The organism is Candidatus Accumulibacter sp. ACC003 (genome assembly GCF_907163085.1).
GTDB lineage: Bacteria > Pseudomonadota > Gammaproteobacteria > Burkholderiales > Rhodocyclaceae > Accumulibacter.
The window spans coordinates 507,190-522,515 of sequence record NZ_CAJQTX010000004.1 but is presented as its reverse complement, the minus strand read 5'-3'; the positions used below and the strand labels follow the sequence as shown (position 1 = coordinate 522,515).

Below are 15,326 nucleotides of genomic sequence, written 5' to 3'. Positions count from 1 at the left end.
ACCCAACTATTTTGGTCCACTATTTTCCGCACGTTCGGTGATCGCGCCCTGACGCGCTAGCTTCCGCTCAACCGCGTCGAGCAGTCCGCGCAGAATGTTGATCTCGTCGCCCTCCAGTTCGGCACGCCCGAACAGCCGCCGCAGCTTGGCCAACAGTCGCCGCGGCCGCTGCGGATCGAGGAAACCGCTGCTGACCATCACCCGTTCGAGGTGCTGGTAGAAGCGTTCGACGTCCTGATGCGGCGCCAGCGGCGAGGCAAAGGCAACTGCCCGGGTGACCACCGGCGGCTGACCGTCGAAGGCCGCCAGGCGCAGTTCGTAACACAGCAGCTGCACCGCCGAAGCGAGATTCAGCGAGCTGTAGTCGGGATTGGCCGGGATGAAGACCGTTCGCTGACAACGCTGCACTTCGGCGTTCGACAGTCCCGCCGTCTCGTTGCCGAACAGCAGGGCGACTTCAGCCTCGCCGGCGTGGGCGACAATTTCGGTCGCCGCTGCGCGCGCCGGCAGAGCGGACGGCCCGAGGTTGCGGTGCCGCGCCGACAGTGCGTAGACATGGATCGCCCCGGCCAGCGCCTCGTCGAGACTGCCACACACCAGCGCCTGCGCGAGAATGTCGTCAGCGTCGGCAGCCCGGGCCACCGCCTGCGGGTCTGGAAAACACTTCGGATTGACCAGCACCAGACGCGACAAACCCATGGTCTTCATCGCCCGCGCGGCCGCACCGATATTGCCGGGATGGCTGGGACGTGACAAGACGACGCGAATGCGATCGAGCGGCGCTGCGGAAGAATGCGACCCGGCAGGCGTGTTCATATTAGAATCGGGGTCCCCCACCACAGCAAGCGGGCGACATCAGTCGCCCGTCGCGTTATTCAAGGCCATGCATCCAGCTCTCAACATCATCATCAAGGCGGCGCGTCGCGCCAGCCAGATCATCAACCGTGCCTCGCTGGATCTGGAGCATCTGCAGATCACTACCAAGCGCCAGAGCGATTTCGTCACCGAAGTGGACAAGGCCGCCGAGGCGGCGATCATCGACATCCTGCGCGAGGCTTATCCCGACTACGGCATTTTAGCAGAAGAGTCGGGACAGACCGCCGGTCAGGACGGCGGCAGCGAGTACCAGTGGATCATCGACCCGCTCGACGGCACGACGAACTTCATCCACGGCTTCCCGCAATACGCGATTTCGATTGCCCTCGCACACCGCGGGCAAGTCACACAGTCGGTAGTCTACGATCCTGTCCGAAACGAGATGTTCACCGCCAGCAAGGGCGGCGGCGCCTTCCTCAACGAAAGGCGCATCCGCGTCAGCAAGTGCCTGAAACTGGAGAGCGCCCTGATCGGCACCGGCTTCCCCTATCGCGTGTATGACCATATCGACGCCTACCTGCGAATCTTCAAGGAGCTGGCACAGAAGACCGCCGGCATGCGCCGCCCGGGGGCTGCGGCGCTCGACCTGGCGTACGTCGCCTGTGGGCGCTTCGACGGATTCTGGGAATTTGGCCTGTCGCCCTGGGATATGGCCGGCGGCGCGCTGCTGATCTCGGAAGCGGGTGGCCTGGTCAGCGACCTCGCCGGCAACGAGACCTACCTGCAATCGGGCAACCTGGTCGCCGGCACGCCGAAAATCTTCGCGCAACTGCTGCAGGTGATCGACAGCCACCGGACGCCGGGGCTGGAGGCCTGAGCCCACAGCCCGACCGCAGTTAGAAGCAACGGCGAGCAACTGAGGAATCGGGCAGGCGATCGCAAGCCCTGCGAGAGGAAAGGCACCCGGATGTCTCTCACTCTGCACAAAGCCAAGCCCGACAAGCTCGCCACCGACATCTGGAGGTCGTCCGAGCGACTCAGGGCAGTGGCCAGGGCCTGATCGGCCTGCGCGACGTACAGAGCATGAGCAAGCTCGACGAATGGCGCTCGCACGGCCTGGACCCGCACCAGATGCTGGTGCTGCCGCAAGCGCTGATGGGCATCCCCGCCGGCGCACTGCTGGTCGCCAACGGTGGCATCCCCACACAGGCCGAGAGCGGTCGCGGCAAGAAAGTCGTCGCCGACATGGACTCGTCGCTGGTCGCGCTGGACAGCAAGGACGGGCAACTCCTCGGGCAATAGCGCCTGGCCGATGCCCGCCCGAGTATCTGTCATCTGGCATGGGACAGGGTCTCGGCACAGGTCGGCATTGCCCTGCAGGCCGAGCACGACGATCCGGCGGCACCGCTTGGTTCGATGTCAGCGGAGCGTTCCTGGGGCTGCAGCGGTAGCCCGATGTCTGCCCGCTGGCACTGGACAAGGGCCAGGTCTGGGCCGCAGGCGCAGACCGGGTGAGCACCCAGGCATCGCAGGAAGGCGGTGCCCGGTCAAGGGTCAGCTCTGGCGCATCAGGTAGCTGGCGGTTCGACAATCACTGGCATGTCCTCTCCGGTCAAGCCTGAGGCGCAGGAGTGGCTGCCGTCCTGCTGCGGTGCGCCGCGACAGCAGTCTCCCAGTGGCGTCGCCAGAAGCGCATGGCCGCTCGCTTGTCGAATCAGCCGAGCCAGCGACGACTTCTACTCGGGACTAGCCGCCGTCGCGTCGACGGCCGTTTCTCGTTCCCGCGCGCAAACGGCGCCGACGACGCGACCAAAACTGGCGACACCAGGGCTCTTGAGGAAGACGCATTGCTTGCCCGTACGCTTGCATTGTTCCTTCACCCGCCAATAGGCGTTGTGGCTGATACAGCCAGCCTGGCAGACGACGAGGTCGGCGGCGGCAAGGGCAGCGTCGATGCGGTGCAGGCTCTCCTCGAGCCCCCCGTCGTGATGAAGGAAATTGCCGCCGCGCTGCTCGACGACCTTGCGTAGGCCTCGATCGAGCCTGAGCGGCCACCAACGCACAGGATGCGCAACCCGGAGAGCGTCGGCTGCCTCCGGTTCGCCACGGCATCCTGCTGGTCGGCGCCGCCTTCGCCAACCGCAAGCAGGTACTCGATGGTCGACTCGGCATGGCAGGCGAGCCTGTGGAGTCTTTCGACTTCACCCTCCAACTCGACTGCCTTGGCCCGCAGCGCCGCAGATCGCGCATCGGCGTCCCTGGCACGGCGCGCGAGCATCTGACGGTCCTTGAGATCTGGCAAACTCTGGCGCAGAGTGTCGAGCTGGCCTGTCAGTACCGCCACCAGACCATCTTTGCCACCCAGGTCGGCACGCAGCCTGGCAATCTGCTCGCCGAGCAGATGCAGTTCGCGGGATTTCTCCGCGCGTTGCGTTTCCGTTTCGGAGCGAGCTTCCAGGAGTTGCCGGCGTAGCGCGGCGTTCTCTGTTCCGAGCAGCTGGAGCCTGGACAGATCGGCACGGGTGCTGCTGCCAACCTGGTGCTGAATCATGTGAATATCGCGAAATATCTGCTGTTCCAGCGTGCTGTCACACGATGGGTGCGTCCAACTGGCCCAAAGCGCGCCGGGGATATCAGTGCCGGTAGCGCAGAATTCTCGCCACAGCGCATGCAGTTCTTGTGCACCCCTGGAGCAGGACAGCTTACGGACCTGCGCTTGAAAACGCTTTTCCAGTTGTTTGTGCAACAAGGACGACAATTGCGTTCGTGTTTCGCATTCACCGACGGTCGTCGTGTGCAAGACGAAATCAGTCGTCTCGCGTGCAACACTCATCACTCGGGAGACGAGCGCGCGCAGCTCATCGACCTCGAAACAAACGCCGATCAACGGGCAATGGAACTTCGGCGATAGCTCCCATAGCTTCCGCCGTCGTGACCCTCGCGGCAGGGTCATTCCCTCGACAGCCGGGGGTGGCGCGTGCGGTGGCTTGGCAAGAGCCCGTTGGGGAAGTTGCGCGGCGGTGTCAAACGCTTCTCCGGCAAGGTGGAAGAGGCTATCGGGCATGTTTGCTTTCCTCGGCGAGAGCCCCGTTGCTGGCCGGCTGTGCGCCAGGCCAGACCAGAGCAGGCTGGCAATGTTGGAGGCCAGGAGACGGTCAACAGCTGTCCACGGCGCGCTCGTTGGTGCAGTCGGTTTTCTCCTGATACAAGAACAGTTGCGTCGTGACCTTGCCCTTTCCAGAACTGCGCCGATCCGAAACAGGGCAAACATTCGGCACCTCGCGAGCAGCGCCCAGCCAGATACTTGCGCGTTCGCAGAGGTTTCGCGTATCGCCATCAATCGCCGCCATGTCGTCCTGGCATTCGAGCAGGCGCGCGGCATTGAGAGCGGAATGCGGGCATCCGGTTTCCGCGTGGATCAGAAGGTGGCTCAGCGCGCCGGCCCAGAACTCGGTGGACGGCATGACAACTCCAGCGCGTTTCAAGGGAGAATACCGACCATGAACAACCAGACCAGGAGGCCGGCCAGGAAAGTATTGACAAGCAGCCCGTCCATAAACTCGCTCCGGTTGTTTAATTGCTTCTCATCATAGACACAGCTGGCCTTGTTCGCAATGGGAATCATTCGCAATAACGGCCATAAGCTTCGCCTTTTATCGCCAAAAGCTTTTCCCCGGTCGCCGACAGTTCGCTTTCAGGTTGTCGTTTCGCTGGCGCGATTCCGCAAGCGCCTGGGGTTACGGTGGCGGCGAGCTTGCACGTCGGAAGAGAACTCGCCCGGACTGCCAGCCTGACCTTGCGGAGCACAGCCGAGACGGTGCGGCACGAGAAGCGGCGCGGCAGGCCGCATCTTCCTGGCGGCGGTCGGCCTGATGAGGAAAGTTTCACCAGAACATTCCAATGCGAATGCTTCTCATCTACAATAACAACCAGTTCCTTTGGGTTTGGGCAGTGCTTGAGCAGCCCTGATCAGGGTCGTATTGCGCGAGACACGGTAAATTTGTTCTCGTGCCGGGATCAAGGTGATACGTGGCCTGTAGAATTTTTGGTCATGCGCAGGTAGTCGAAGACCAATCGGATGTTGCGGTTGAGGTGGCGCATTTTTTCGGAAATGCTGGTTTTGCCGTCGGAGAAGTGGTGCAGGATTCCGACGGCAAAGCGGCGCAGGCGTGACATGTTCTCGGGTCCGTAACCAGTCCGAATACGGCTACGGTCCTCGTCGTAGTTCCAGTCGATGACGTAGTGACAGCGGTTCTCTATCGACCAATGGCCGCGATTGATGGCGAGGATTTGCTGTGGGCTGGCCTGTTCTGGAGGGCGACTGGTGATCCCGAGAGCGATTTCGTGCGTCCGCTTGCCGCTCTTCTTGTGCAGCACTTCGCGCTCGATCAAGAACACCTGGCCGACATACGGGAAGTCGAGATAGGCGTTGAGGGCATTGCTGCACCAAATACGCCGAGTCTCGATCCGACCATGGTCAGGTGGCGAAACCGCCACGAAGTCTGCCCCCTTCCGATCCTGGAAGAGGAGCGCGATATCGGCTTGCAGTGTTGGCTGATTGCCTTTGACCGTGAAGTGATAGTGCGCCTTGCGCTCCACCAGGTAGGTCGCCAGCTTGCGCTGTGTCAGTAGCGCGTCGGCGGTGATGTCCTTGCCCTGAATATCGATCGCATCGAGCAGGGGTATGAACATCCCGATTTCATTGGTCTGCTTGAGCTCGTCCCCGCCATTTACGGGCAAGGTGCCGACTTTTTTTGGGTGTGACACACGCCGGTCTGATGCCCGACCACGCTCATGATGTGTGCTTGCTGACCGTGCTCGTCATGGGCATTGCGCATGGTCTTGCCGTCGACCGCCAGACTGGGGTCGTCTTGAGCATAGGCCTTGTTCCACTGCTGACACGCTTGATCGAGCGCCATGGGATCGACACGGATCAGGACGTCACGAATGATGAACTCGCTGGGTACGCGGTAAACGCCCTTCTCGCGACGACAGCGGAAACGCTCGCGTGCTTTCGGTGTGAGGTCTTTGGCCCACCCGGCGATGGCTTTGTAGCCCCGCATTCCGCACAAGACCGCCGCCGTGGCGATGGCCAGAACGGCAGGAAGGGGGTGACGCCTTCCTTGCGCGCGCCGCGGGTAGGCGATGCCGGCAAAGAAATCGGGAAGCGTGCGCATCTGTTCGGCGGTGAGCATCATCCTGGGCGCTCCTGTGCGATAGCGGGGGTTGAGTATCGAGCGGGAAAGTTGGCCGCGAGCGTCCGCCTGCAAGGGGCGAACAAAGACAACTTTGGGCGACGTCGGGTGGGCGCTGTAGCCTTCTCGGGTGCGGCGAAAGCCTTGCGTCAGCCCCAGAGGCGTCCAGTTCGCGGCGCGATAGACGGTCCCCTGGAAGCGCGAGGGGTCCACAAAGGTCTCCAGCAGTAACAGCGGCTTCCCGAAATGCGCCTGCCAATCCTCGGCGACCCGTCGCTCGCACAGCGAGAGCACCTTGGAGCCGAGATTGGGGTAATGCCAATCGGGAAGGATCAGAAAGCGACTGTTGTTGGCGACCAGGCCCAAGCGATCGTACTGATGCCGATAGTCCCAGCCGATCCAGCGGTCACGAACGCCGCATTTCCAGGCCGCCGCAGAGAAACTCAGCAGGGCCGTCCACTTTTCGCCGTAGGTGGCCACGTACCAAAGCGTGTGCCCGATCTTCGCCAGGTCGCCCAGGTAGTGATGCTCTGCCATCAACTCCCGATAGCGAGCCTCTTCGCTCTTGCCCACCAAGCGAACACGCAATGCACCAAGAACGCTTTCCATGCGCCATTTATACGGACTTCCGGCGCAGATGTCCAGGGGGAAGAACTAACTGCTTGATTGCCCGTGCGTTGCCTGAGAGGACAAATCCACCCTGTTGCGCGAGACTGGCGCTCATTCTTTTATTTGGAAGAAACATGTACATTGCCAGGCACACATTCGGAGCCGCGCACAGCGCGTTGCTCATCGCTGTTCTTTTCGCGCAAGTTTCGGCAGCGCAAGCGGCCGCAGCGCATGACCCGGCGGTGTTCGGGGGGACAGAAGAACCCCGGGAAGGCGACGGCGGACCAGCGCGCGAGGCCACCGCCGCCGAGAGAGCAGACCGCGTCGCGCCAAACTGGTCGGAAAGCACCCTCAGCGGCGATTGGGGCGGCGCACGTCAGCGCCTGTACGACGCCGGCATTGAGCTCGAACTCCTCTATACGGCTGACTACCTGCGCAACAACAGCGGTGGGTTAAAACGCGGTGGCGGCTACATGGGCCACGTCGACGTGATCCTGCAGCTTGACGGCGAGAGGCTGCTCGGCTGGCAGGGCGGATCGGCCTACCTGCAGCTGATCAGCAACAGCGGCAAGCGCGTTAACCTGAACTATGTCGGCAGCCTGATGGGCGTGGACAACATCGAAGCGCCGGTCAACCGCAGCGGCATTTTCCGGGCCTGGCTGCAGCAATCCTTCCTTGACGACAAGGCTTCGCTGCGGCTTGGCCTCTACCCTATCGACTCCGAGTTCTACGTCACCAATTCCTCAGGCGTCTTTCTCCATCCGTCATTCGGGATGGCTGCCGAAGCGGGCGATTTCGGCACCCTGGCCGGACCGTCGATCTATCCGACCAGCAGCTGGGGGGCGCGCCTGCGCGTTGATCCCGACCCCGCCTGGTACGCGATGCTGGCCGTCACACGTGCGCTGCCGAGCGATCGCGCAGCGACCGCTGGCCCTAACATCAGCTGGCAACAGGGCATCGGTAGCATGGTCATCGGCGAAGTCGGTCTGCGTCCGATAGAACTCGGCGTGTTCGGCGAGACAGCGCCGGCGACCACCGTGGGCGATGCCGCGGATGACTTTCAAAGCACCAGCAAGCTGGCGCTTGGTGCCTGGCGTTTTGCCCCGCAGTTCCCGGAACTGGTGGCCGTCGATGCGGCCGGCGATGCGCAGACGACGACGCACTGGGGCGCCTATGTTCTTGGCGAACAGACCCTCTATCGGGTGCCCGGTTCCAAGCGCAACCTGACCGGCTTCATTCGCTACGGCATCACGGACGGCAAGACCAACAACATCGATTATTCGGTCAGTGCCGGTATTGCCTGGCAGGGGGTGTTCGCCGGCCGCGAAGACGACGTGTTCGGCATCGCCGCGACGCGCGCGCACGTCGGTCCGCAAGGCCGCGAACTGTTGACCGCCGATCTTGGCTCAGCGCTGTCGTCGACCGCTGAAACCGTTGTCGAAATAAGCTACCAGGCGCAGCTCGCCCGCGGCGTGATCGTGCAGCCAGTGGTCCAGCGCATCTTCAATCCGGGTCTTTCGCTGCCAGACTCCACAGTCGCCGGCGCACGGCTGCAGCTGGCATTTTGAACACCAACACCACGACGCCGGGATAGGGCGTTTTTCTGCCATTTGATGGTCATGGACATTCAGCGGCAGTTAACCGAGTTTCGAGTGCAGGCGGGCGCCGTTGTCGAGGCCGACGACGCAAGCAGCGCTCCATGACGGCCTTGTTCAAGTAGTTGGCCTGGCGGGCCACACTGGCCTGCAGATGGTGCCGGGCGAGCAAGATGCGGTGGGCGTCGCTGGCGTACTGGCTGCCCCGATCCGAATGCACCACCGAACGCCGGGCTCGACTCCTGCAGGCAGCAGGCAACGAGGCACGCCGTCGTGCCCCGCAGCCCTCTTCAGTCGATTCGGTGCTGGCGCCTCGTCAGCCGGCAATCACCGACAGAGCATCGTGATAGTCGTACTTGAGGTCTTCGGCAACCTCACGGCAAGTGACCTTGCCGAAGGCGACGTTCAAGCCGTTGCGCAGGTGCTCGTTATCCTGCAGCGCTTGCCGCCAGCCCTTGTCGGCGATCTGCAACGCGAAGGGTAGCGTCGCATTGTTGAGCGCGTAGGTCGAGGTCCGTGGCACGCCACCCGGCATGTTGGCGACACAATAGTGAACGACGTTGCCGACCATGTAGGTCGGGTCAGCGTGCGTCGTCGCCCTGGCCGTTTCGCAACAACCTCCCTGGTCGATGGCGACGTCGACGATCACCGAACCGGGCTTCATCTCGTCGACCAACTGCCGGGTAATCAGCTTCGGTGCTGCCGCACCGGGAATAAGGACGCCGCCGATCACCAGGTCAGCGCGCAGCACGTGCTGCTCGACGTTGTCGCGGTTCGAGAAAACGGTGATCACGCGCGCGCCGAGCAGTCGATCCATGCGTCGCAGCACGTCGAGATTGCGGTCGATGACCACCACCTGCGCGCCGGTACCAACGGCGATCTGGGCAGCGTTCGAGCCGACCACACCACCGCCGAGAATGACGATCTTCGCCGACGGAACTCCGGCAACGCCGCCGAGCAGGATGCCCATGCCGCCATGCGCTTTCTCGAGACAATAGGCGCCGGCCTGGATCGACAAACGACCGGCTACTTCTGACATCGGCGCCAGCAGCGGCAAGCCGCCGCCGGGCTGCGTGACTGTTTCATAGGCGATACAGACCGCGCCGCTGTTGACCAGGTCGGCGCATTGAGCGGGGTCTGGTGCCAGGTGCAGGTAGGTATAGAGGATCTGCCCCTCGCGCAGCATCGCGCGCTCGCCGGCCTGCGGCTCCTTGACCTTGATGATCATTTCGGCGTTGGCAAAGATCTCGGCGGCGCTTGCGGCGATCGTCGCGCCAGCCTTTTCGTAGACTTCGTCGGCGGCACCGATGCCGCTGCCGGCCCCGGTTTCGACGGTTACCGGATGACCGTGCGCGACCATCTCCCGAACCGACGATGGGGTCAGACCAACACGGTATTCGTGATTCTTGATTTCCTTGGGTACGCCAATGTGCATCGCTGTCTCCTCAATGTGGTTTCGGGGTCGCCAATCTTATGCCAAATCCGGATCCAAGGCGCTTCTTTCGCGCGCCTTGCTGCGCGCCGTCCGCGTCCGGCAACGCGCTCGGCCAAGCCGCTATCGCCACTGCTCGCTTGCGTATAAACTGCCAGTCACGCCAGCGCTCCGCTGCGCGGCCGTCGCGGCCGCAGCCCTCAAGAAGCCGCGGCAAAACGACCGCCGCACGCGCGGCACCATTCCTGGCGAGACCACCACCGTGCCCCACCTGCCACTTCACCATGATTATTGCCGACGATAACGCCAGATGATCGCTCGGGGTTCAGGCCGCTGCGACCGCTCGCCATCCGAAACCGGCGCCAGTCCCGGACTGCCGGCAGCCGCGGCGACAATCGCTGACGATCTGGCGGGCTTTCGGCGCGAGATGCTGCGCTTCGCCGTATTGCAATTACGCGACCAGGCGAGCGCCGAGGACGCCGTCCAGGAAGCGATGCTCGCCGCACTCCAGGGTGCCGATCGTTTTGCCGAACGGGCGAAGCTCAAGACCTGGGTGTTCTCGATTCTCCGCAACAAGATTGTCGACATCATCCGCCGACGCGTTCGCGAGCCGATCTACGAGCACCCCGAGGACGAAATCGACGACGCCGATTTCGATTCACTGTTCAAAGGCAACGGTCACTGGCAAAGCGACGCGCGCCCTTCGGACTGGGGAAACCCGGAAAAGAGTCTTGAAAACCGGAATTTCTGGGCGGTTTTTGACGCCTGCCTGAACCGCCTGCCGCCGGCCACGGGCCGCGTCTTCATGATGCGCGAAATGCTCGGCCTGGAGACCAGCGAAATCTGCGAGGAACTGTCGATGACCAGCAACAATTGCTGGGTGGTGCTGCACCGTGCGCGCATGGCGCTGCGCGTGTGTCTCGATCAACAATGGTTCAGCAGTGGCCAGCGCCGCTGATCAACTGCCGACGATGCCGCCGTCGCGGCGCCTGATGACCAGCGTCGCCGAGCGCGGACGCCCGCCGGTGACGTCGGGAAACTGGCTGGCTGGCCATCGTGATCCGGCCAGGGGTGTCGCCGGCTCGGATCCGCCAGCGACCTCACCGGGATGCTGGACATTGACGAACAGCTTGCGGGCGTATGGCGTGGCGCTGATGCCGGTGATTTCACAGCCCTTCGGCCCGCTCGGGAAACGCCTGATTTCGCCGCTACGCACGTCGCCGACGAGCATCTGGTTGTTGCCGAATCTCGCGTTGTCGCCACGGTTCAGGGCGCTGCCCGAGACGTCGGTCTGAATCCACAAGCGCCCGTCGCGATCGAACCACTGGCCGTCCGGACTAGCGAACGCGTCCCCCCTGATAGTCCCCTGCTTGTTCATGTCTGCTTGCTGCGGGTCGCCGCAGAGTACGAAGACACGTCCCAGGCGAAGCGGCCGGCAGCGGCGTCGCCACTGCGCGGATCGACGGCGATCCATTCCGGGCGGTCCCTTTTTGGTCGCGCCGACGACATCGGTGGCCTGCCGAGTGCGAATCAGCACGTCGGCCTGATCGGCAAAGCCGCTGCTGGCGCTCAAACCGTTCTGACCATGGACCACAGTGCCAGCCAGTGCCCCTCGCCGTCGGCGTCGAAGCTCGCCACGTAGAGCGTCCCGACGTCGAGCAGCGCGCCTCTGGCGGCCGAATTCGTGGCGTCAAACGATCGCGCGAGACAAACTTGTAGATGTAGTCGAAGGCTTGGTCGTCACTCATGTAGACCACCACGCGGCCATCACTGGCCAACGCGACGGTCACACCTTCGTGCTTGAAACGACCCAGCGTGGTGCGCTTGACGGGTGCCTGTGTCGGCTGCCACGGATCGATTTCGACGACCCAGCCAAAACGATTGGGCTCGTTGGGCACAGTCGCCACGTCGAAACGGCTGTCGTGTTCGTGCTGTTGTTGCTGGTCGGTTCGTCGGCGATTGGCATGCTTCGTTCCCAGGGCTTGGCGAAGGCCGCCATTATCGCCCCTGCGCAGCGTCCGACCGGCGCTTGCGTGGAAGCATTCGGCAGCTGCTACTACGCCGTCCGGTGCCGTTCCACGTACTCGCGCAAGGCTTCGTCCATGCGCGTTTGCCAGCCTTCGCCAGTCGCCTTGAAGTATTCCAGAACCTCGCGACTGTAGCGCAAGGTTACCGCGACCTTGGTCGGTCTCTTTTGTGGTCCGCGACGACCTGGCAGACGAGCTTCGGCCTTGGCCCGAAACACCGCCGCTGGATCGTTTGCGTCGAAGCGGCACTCGGCAGCGCGCGCGCGCTCGGCGACCACCGCAGCAGCCGCTGGCAAGCGCTCCTCGCGGGACGCCAAAGGCATTGATGTGCTTTCTCTTGTCATTCGTTTCACCGTAAATGAAGTGGCCGTGAGCGAAGGCGTGCCGAGCGAGCCGCTCGGGCGTGCGGCGTAGCGATTTGCCAGCACCCCTTGCCCCCTGGTAGATCTCGCCTAGCGGTTTTTAAGCGCTGCGGCCGGCGCGATCACGTCGCGAATCGTCGCTTGCAGCTCGGCGAAGTCGAGACAGGAAAGCAGCATCAGGCCGGCGCGCAGGAGCTGCCCCTTGCCGATGTCGACACCCGCGCTCGCCAGACGCTTCTTGAGCTGCGCGAGCTGGCGGTATTCGCTCTTCGGAATCCGGACGCTGCGACGAACGGTCTTCGCCGCCTTGCGCGCTTTCCTGGTCTTCCGGGCGGGTGGCTCCGCGGCCGTCGCGGCAAGCCTCCGAAGCCGGAGTTGCTCGGCGGCGGCGAGAATCGCTTCGGCGCTGGACGATGTAGCTGGCAGTAACATTCATGGCTCCCTGGCAAGATGCGGAAAAGCAGCCAGCAAGTCACGCCGCGCGATCGGGCCGGGCGCTGCGTCTCGGTTGCTGGATGCCTTGGCAAAGACCGGCGAATGATGCGTCGATTGTGTGACGAATTGATGACAGCGCCGCGCGCCGCCGCGGTCGGCGAGCAAGCCAGGAAGGGCTTAGTTTGGCCGCCGAGCGCGGTGTCGATACCGCAACACGCGTCAGTCGGCGAGTGCTGCGGCGAGCGTTTTGGCGTTCTGCCGCATCATCCCGAGATAGCTGTCCGCCGCTGTGCCAGGCGGGGACAGCGAGTCCGAATACAGCGTACCGCCAATCACCGCGCCCGATTCCTGCCGGATCCGTTCGAGTAGACGGGGATCGCTGACGTTTTCAATGAACATCGCCCTGATCTTTTCCTGGCGGATCTGCCGGATCGTCGCGGCCACCGCCGCCGCCGAAGGCTGGGCGTCGGTACTGACACCGACCGGGGCAATGAAAGCGATTCCGTAGGCGCGAGCAAAGTAGGCGAACGCGTCGTGCGAACTGACGACCTTGCGCCGTTCGACTGGAAGCGCAGCAAAGGTCGCGCGCAAATCACGGTCGAGGGCGTTGATCTCGGCTTGCAGCCTGGCGGCGTTGGCCTGATACGCCGCCTTGTTCGCCGGATCGACGGCGCCCAGTGCCGCGGCGATGTTATTCACATAATGGCGGGCGTTGGCCAGATCCTGCCAGGCGTGCGGATCGACGTCGGCGACGTGATCATCCCGTGCACGCGGGCCGAGATCGCTCGCCGTCCGACGCAAGGGCTTGACGCCATCGCTGGCGACCACCAGCCGGCCGCGATAGCCCGAAGACCGAATCAGGCGGTCGATCCAGCCCTCGAAGCCCAGCCCGTTGACCACCACCAGACTGGCGCGGGCGATGGTCTTGACGTCGGCCGGCGTCGGTTGGTAAACGTGCGCATCACCGCCGGGGCCGACGAGGGCGTAAACCTGCACGTACTCGCCACCGATACGCCGCGTCAGGTCGGCAAGAATGCTGAAGCTGGCGACCACCGGCAGTGGCTCGGCCGCCACCGCCTGACCGAGGCAGACGATGCCCAACAGCACACCCGCCAGCACGCGGCAGAGCGCGCTCACAACGGCCTTGCCGCTCGCCCGCCAGGTCTCCCTATTCATTTCCTCGTGCCCTCAACGTTCAAAATGCCAGCCCGACCGCCAGCGGCTGGCCAAGGGCCCGAGCGTGCCGAGCGCCAGCGACAAGGCGTACAAGCCACCGAGCGTCAAGACAATCGCCGGTCCGGCCGGCAGATTCATGTAATACGACAGCAGCAGACCGACGAAGGAGCCAGCGATGGCAATCAACACGGCGATCAGCAGCAGTGGGCCAATGTTGCACACCCACAGGCGCGCCGCGGCCGCGGGCAGGATCATGATGCCGACCGCCATCAGCGTGCCGAGGGCGTGGAAACCGGCGACCAGATTGAGCACCAGGAGGACCATGAAGCCGTAATGCGCTAGTGGCCCGAGGCGGCTGACACGCGCCAGGAAAGCCGGATCGCAGCCTTCGAGGACGAACAGGCGCAAGCCGAGAGCGAGCGCCACCACCGACAGCGAGGTAAACGCCGCGAGCAACAACAGCGTCGCGTCGTCGAGCGCCAGCACGCTGCCGAACAGGACGTGCAGCAGGTCTACGCTGCTGCCCCGCAAGGAGATGATCAGCACCCCGGCGGAGAGCGAAATCAGATAGAAGGTGGCCAGGCTGGCGTCTTCCTTGATCACCGAATTGCGCGCCACGCCGCCGGACAGCACGGCAACACTCAACCCGGCCACCAGCCCGCCGATCGTCATCGCCGGCAGTGACAGCCCGGCGATCAGATAGCCGACGGCAGCACCCGGCAGGATCGCGTGCGACATCGCGTCGCCGGCCAGGCTCATCCGGCGCAACATCAGGAAGACGCCGACCGGCGTCGCCCCGAGCGACAAAGCCAGGCAGCCAGCCAGCGCCCGGCGCATGAAACCGAACTCGACAAACGGCGACAGCAGCGGCACATTGGCAAGTAATTCGCTCATCCGGATTCCTGGTTGGCGTGGCAGATCGCGGCGTGCGCTTCGTCGCCGCCCCCTTCGGCGATCTGCCGGGCGCGCAACAGATTTTCGTCGCTCAATACGCTGGCCGAGTCGCCACGGGCGATGATCTCGCGGGCCAGCAGCAGCGTCTCGGGGTACTCCTGCCGGACGTGCTCGAGATCGTGCAGGACGGCGATCACCGTCCGCCCTTCGTCGTGCCAATGCCGTACCAGCGCAGCCAGGTCGCGAACGCTGGCCGCGTCGATCGCCCCGTAAGGCTCATCAAGCAGCACCAGCGGCGCGTCCTGCAAAACCACCCGGGCAAAGTGTGCGCGCTGCAACTGGCCACCCGACAGCGCACCGATCGGACGGCTCTCGAGGCCATGCAAGCCGACCAGATCGATGGCTGCGTCGATGCGCCGACGCAGCGCGCGGTGCACACTGCCAAAGGCACCGATCTCGTGCCACAAGCCCATCGCCACGAAGTCGTGGACGACCATCGGGAAGCTGCTGTCGAGCGTCAATTGCTGCGTCAGGTAAGCGATTTGCCGACGCTGCACCCCGAGCAGCTCGAGGCTACCTTGCAGCGGCCGCAATTCACCGCTGATCCCCTTGAGCAGCGTCGATTTGCCGGCGCCATTGGGACCCACGATGGCCAGCAGGCTGCCGGCGGCAATTTCGCCGTGCAAGTGGTGTACCGCCGGATGACGGTTGTAGCCCAGCGTCAGGTTGGCGAAGCGCACGATAGCCCGGGACGTTGACGACGAAGGGCTCATCGATAGACGCGA

At 63.8% G+C, this 15,326-nt stretch carries 17 protein-coding genes and 2 pseudogenes; 5 read left to right on the top strand and 14 right to left on the bottom strand.

Translation table 11 applies throughout. The features are described from left to right. Positions 1-6: 6 nt before the first annotated feature. Complete coding sequence (locus QZ656_RS09300) at positions 7-816, bottom strand: RNA methyltransferase (RefSeq protein WP_291993112.1); 810 nt, start codon at positions 814-816, stop codon at positions 7-9. Positions 817-883: 67 nt separating this feature from the next. Between QZ656_RS09300 and QZ656_RS09295 the strand changes: the two genes are divergently transcribed. Both QZ656_RS09295 and QZ656_RS09290 read left to right on the top strand, forming a co-directional pair. Beyond that, positions 884-1,693 carry an inositol monophosphatase family protein gene (locus tag QZ656_RS09295; RefSeq protein WP_291993111.1) on the top strand — a complete coding sequence of 270 codons (810 nt, stop codon included), beginning with the start codon at positions 884-886 and terminating at the stop codon, positions 1,691-1,693. A 68-nt stretch (positions 1,694-1,761) separates the two neighbouring features. Beyond that, positions 1,762-2,118 carry a DUF1513 domain-containing protein gene (locus tag QZ656_RS09290; RefSeq protein ID WP_366522139.1) on the top strand — a complete coding sequence of 119 codons (357 nt, stop codon included), beginning with the start codon at positions 1,762-1,764 and terminating at the stop codon, positions 2,116-2,118. A 434-nt stretch (positions 2,119-2,552) separates the two neighbouring features. On the opposite strand, the gene QZ656_RS09285 is transcribed toward QZ656_RS09290, so the two are convergent. Beyond that, positions 2,553-2,879 carry a DUF2325 domain-containing protein gene (locus QZ656_RS09285; RefSeq protein ID WP_291993110.1) on the bottom strand — a complete coding sequence of 109 codons (327 nt, stop codon included), beginning with the start codon at positions 2,877-2,879 and terminating at the stop codon, positions 2,553-2,555. A gap of 122 nt (positions 2,880-3,001) precedes the next feature. Here QZ656_RS09285 and QZ656_RS09280 point away from each other — a divergent pair, with 122 nt between their 5' ends. Then, positions 3,002-3,289, top strand: coding sequence for a hypothetical protein (locus tag QZ656_RS09280; RefSeq protein ID WP_291993109.1), 288 nt, complete (start codon positions 3,002-3,004; stop codon positions 3,287-3,289). A 682-nt stretch (positions 3,290-3,971) separates the two neighbouring features. Here the strand turns inward: QZ656_RS09280 and QZ656_RS09275 are convergent. The 3 genes from QZ656_RS09275 to QZ656_RS09265 all read right to left on the bottom strand — a co-directional run bounded on the left by QZ656_RS09275 (position 3,972) and on the right by QZ656_RS09265 (position 6,620). Continuing rightward, the gene (locus QZ656_RS09275; RefSeq protein WP_291993108.1) at positions 3,972-4,280 is read right to left on the bottom strand and encodes a hypothetical protein; all 309 of its coding nucleotides are present in this window, start codon (positions 4,278-4,280) and stop codon (positions 3,972-3,974) included. Between the two features lie 553 nt (positions 4,281-4,833). Further along, complete coding sequence (locus QZ656_RS09270) at positions 4,834-5,583, bottom strand: ISAs1 family transposase (protein WP_291991589.1); 750 nt, start codon at positions 5,581-5,583, stop codon at positions 4,834-4,836. Beyond that, positions 5,547-6,620, bottom strand: a complete 1,074-nt coding sequence (locus QZ656_RS09265) for a Druantia anti-phage system protein DruA (protein ID WP_291992010.1) — start codon at positions 6,618-6,620, stop codon at positions 5,547-5,549. Before QZ656_RS09265 ends, QZ656_RS09270 begins: the two co-directional genes overlap by 37 nt. Here QZ656_RS09265 and QZ656_RS09260 point away from each other — a divergent pair. Beyond that, positions 6,599-8,188 (top strand): carbohydrate porin, encoded by a 1,590-nt coding sequence (locus QZ656_RS09260; protein WP_291993107.1) that lies wholly within the window; start codon positions 6,599-6,601, stop codon positions 8,186-8,188. The two genes, QZ656_RS09265 and QZ656_RS09260, sit on opposite strands and share 22 nt — an antisense overlap. 124 nt (positions 8,189-8,312) lie before the next feature. On the opposite strand, the pseudogene QZ656_RS09255 reads toward QZ656_RS09260, so the two are convergent. Beyond that, positions 8,313-8,444: pseudogene (locus QZ656_RS09255) on the bottom strand (IS3 family transposase); the annotation flags it as partial. An 87-nt stretch (positions 8,445-8,531) separates the two neighbouring features. Further along, positions 8,532-9,650 (bottom strand): alanine dehydrogenase, encoded by a 1,119-nt coding sequence (gene ald, locus QZ656_RS09250; RefSeq protein WP_291993106.1) that lies wholly within the window; start codon positions 9,648-9,650, stop codon positions 8,532-8,534. Between the two features lie 307 nt (positions 9,651-9,957). Between ald and QZ656_RS09245 the strand changes: the two genes are divergently transcribed. Continuing rightward, positions 9,958-10,605 carry a sigma-70 family RNA polymerase sigma factor gene (locus QZ656_RS09245; RefSeq protein WP_291993105.1) on the top strand — a complete coding sequence of 216 codons (648 nt, stop codon included), beginning with the start codon at positions 9,958-9,960 and terminating at the stop codon, positions 10,603-10,605. Here QZ656_RS09245 and QZ656_RS09240 read toward each other — a convergent pair whose 3' ends face one another. The 7 genes and pseudogenes from QZ656_RS09240 to QZ656_RS09210 all read right to left on the bottom strand — a co-directional run bounded on the left by QZ656_RS09240 (position 10,606) and on the right by QZ656_RS09210 (position 15,314). Beyond that, positions 10,606-11,220, bottom strand: coding sequence for an alkaline phosphatase PhoX (locus tag QZ656_RS09240; protein ID WP_291993104.1), 615 nt, complete (start codon positions 11,218-11,220; stop codon positions 10,606-10,608). It lies immediately after the preceding gene. 121 nt (positions 11,221-11,341) lie between these two features. Further along, a pseudogene (locus QZ656_RS09235) lies at positions 11,342-11,554 on the bottom strand (alkaline phosphatase PhoX); the annotation flags it as partial. Positions 11,555-11,703: 149 nt separating this feature from the next. Beyond that, positions 11,704-11,997: a BrnA antitoxin family protein gene (locus tag QZ656_RS09230; RefSeq protein ID WP_291993103.1), complete on the bottom strand. Its 294-nt coding sequence runs from the start codon at positions 11,995-11,997 to the stop codon at positions 11,704-11,706. A gap of 129 nt (positions 11,998-12,126) precedes the next feature. Then, entirely contained in the window at positions 12,127-12,468 is a 342-nt protein-coding gene (locus tag QZ656_RS09225; RefSeq protein ID WP_291993102.1) for a hypothetical protein, read from the bottom strand. Positions 12,469-12,690: 222 nt separating this feature from the next. Then, the gene (locus QZ656_RS09220; protein ID WP_291993101.1) at positions 12,691-13,647 is read right to left on the bottom strand and encodes a metal ABC transporter substrate-binding protein; all 957 of its coding nucleotides are present in this window, start codon (positions 13,645-13,647) and stop codon (positions 12,691-12,693) included. Between the two features lie 12 nt (positions 13,648-13,659). Beyond that, positions 13,660-14,541 carry a metal ABC transporter permease gene (locus QZ656_RS09215; protein ID WP_291993100.1) on the bottom strand — a complete coding sequence of 294 codons (882 nt, stop codon included), beginning with the start codon at positions 14,539-14,541 and terminating at the stop codon, positions 13,660-13,662. Continuing rightward, positions 14,538-15,314, bottom strand: coding sequence for an ABC transporter ATP-binding protein (locus QZ656_RS09210; protein ID WP_291993099.1), 777 nt, complete (start codon positions 15,312-15,314; stop codon positions 14,538-14,540). Before QZ656_RS09210 ends, QZ656_RS09215 begins: the two co-directional genes overlap by 4 nt. Between the last annotated feature and the right edge of the window lie 12 nt (positions 15,315-15,326).

Coding starts and splice junctions, on each gene's coding strand:
- QZ656_RS09220 (WP_291993101.1), bottom strand. CDS start 13,647: ATGAATAGGGAGACCTGGCGGGCGAGCGGCAAGGCCGTTGTGAGCGCG.
- QZ656_RS09230 (WP_291993103.1), bottom strand. CDS start 11,997: ATGCCTTTGGCGTCCCGCGAGGAGCGCTTGCCAGCGGCTGCTGCGGTG.
- QZ656_RS09275 (WP_291993108.1), bottom strand. CDS start 4,280: ATGCCGTCCACCGAGTTCTGGGCCGGCGCGCTGAGCCACCTTCTGATC.
- QZ656_RS09300 (WP_291993112.1), bottom strand. CDS start 816: ATGAACACGCCTGCCGGGTCGCATTCTTCCGCAGCGCCGCTCGATCGC.
- QZ656_RS09245 (WP_291993105.1), top strand. CDS start 9,958: ATGATCGCTCGGGGTTCAGGCCGCTGCGACCGCTCGCCATCCGAAACC.
- QZ656_RS09215 (WP_291993100.1), bottom strand. CDS start 14,541: ATGAGCGAATTACTTGCCAATGTGCCGCTGCTGTCGCCGTTTGTCGAG.
- QZ656_RS09265 (WP_291992010.1), bottom strand. CDS start 6,620: ATGGAAAGCGTTCTTGGTGCATTGCGTGTTCGCTTGGTGGGCAAGAGC.
- QZ656_RS09225 (WP_291993102.1), bottom strand. CDS start 12,468: ATGTTACTGCCAGCTACATCGTCCAGCGCCGAAGCGATTCTCGCCGCC.
- QZ656_RS09260 (WP_291993107.1), top strand. CDS start 6,599: ATGCACCAAGAACGCTTTCCATGCGCCATTTATACGGACTTCCGGCGC.
- QZ656_RS09210 (WP_291993099.1), bottom strand. CDS start 15,314: ATGAGCCCTTCGTCGTCAACGTCCCGGGCTATCGTGCGCTTCGCCAAC.
- ald (WP_291993106.1), bottom strand. CDS start 9,650: ATGCACATTGGCGTACCCAAGGAAATCAAGAATCACGAATACCGTGTT.
- QZ656_RS09295 (WP_291993111.1), top strand. CDS start 884: ATGCATCCAGCTCTCAACATCATCATCAAGGCGGCGCGTCGCGCCAGC.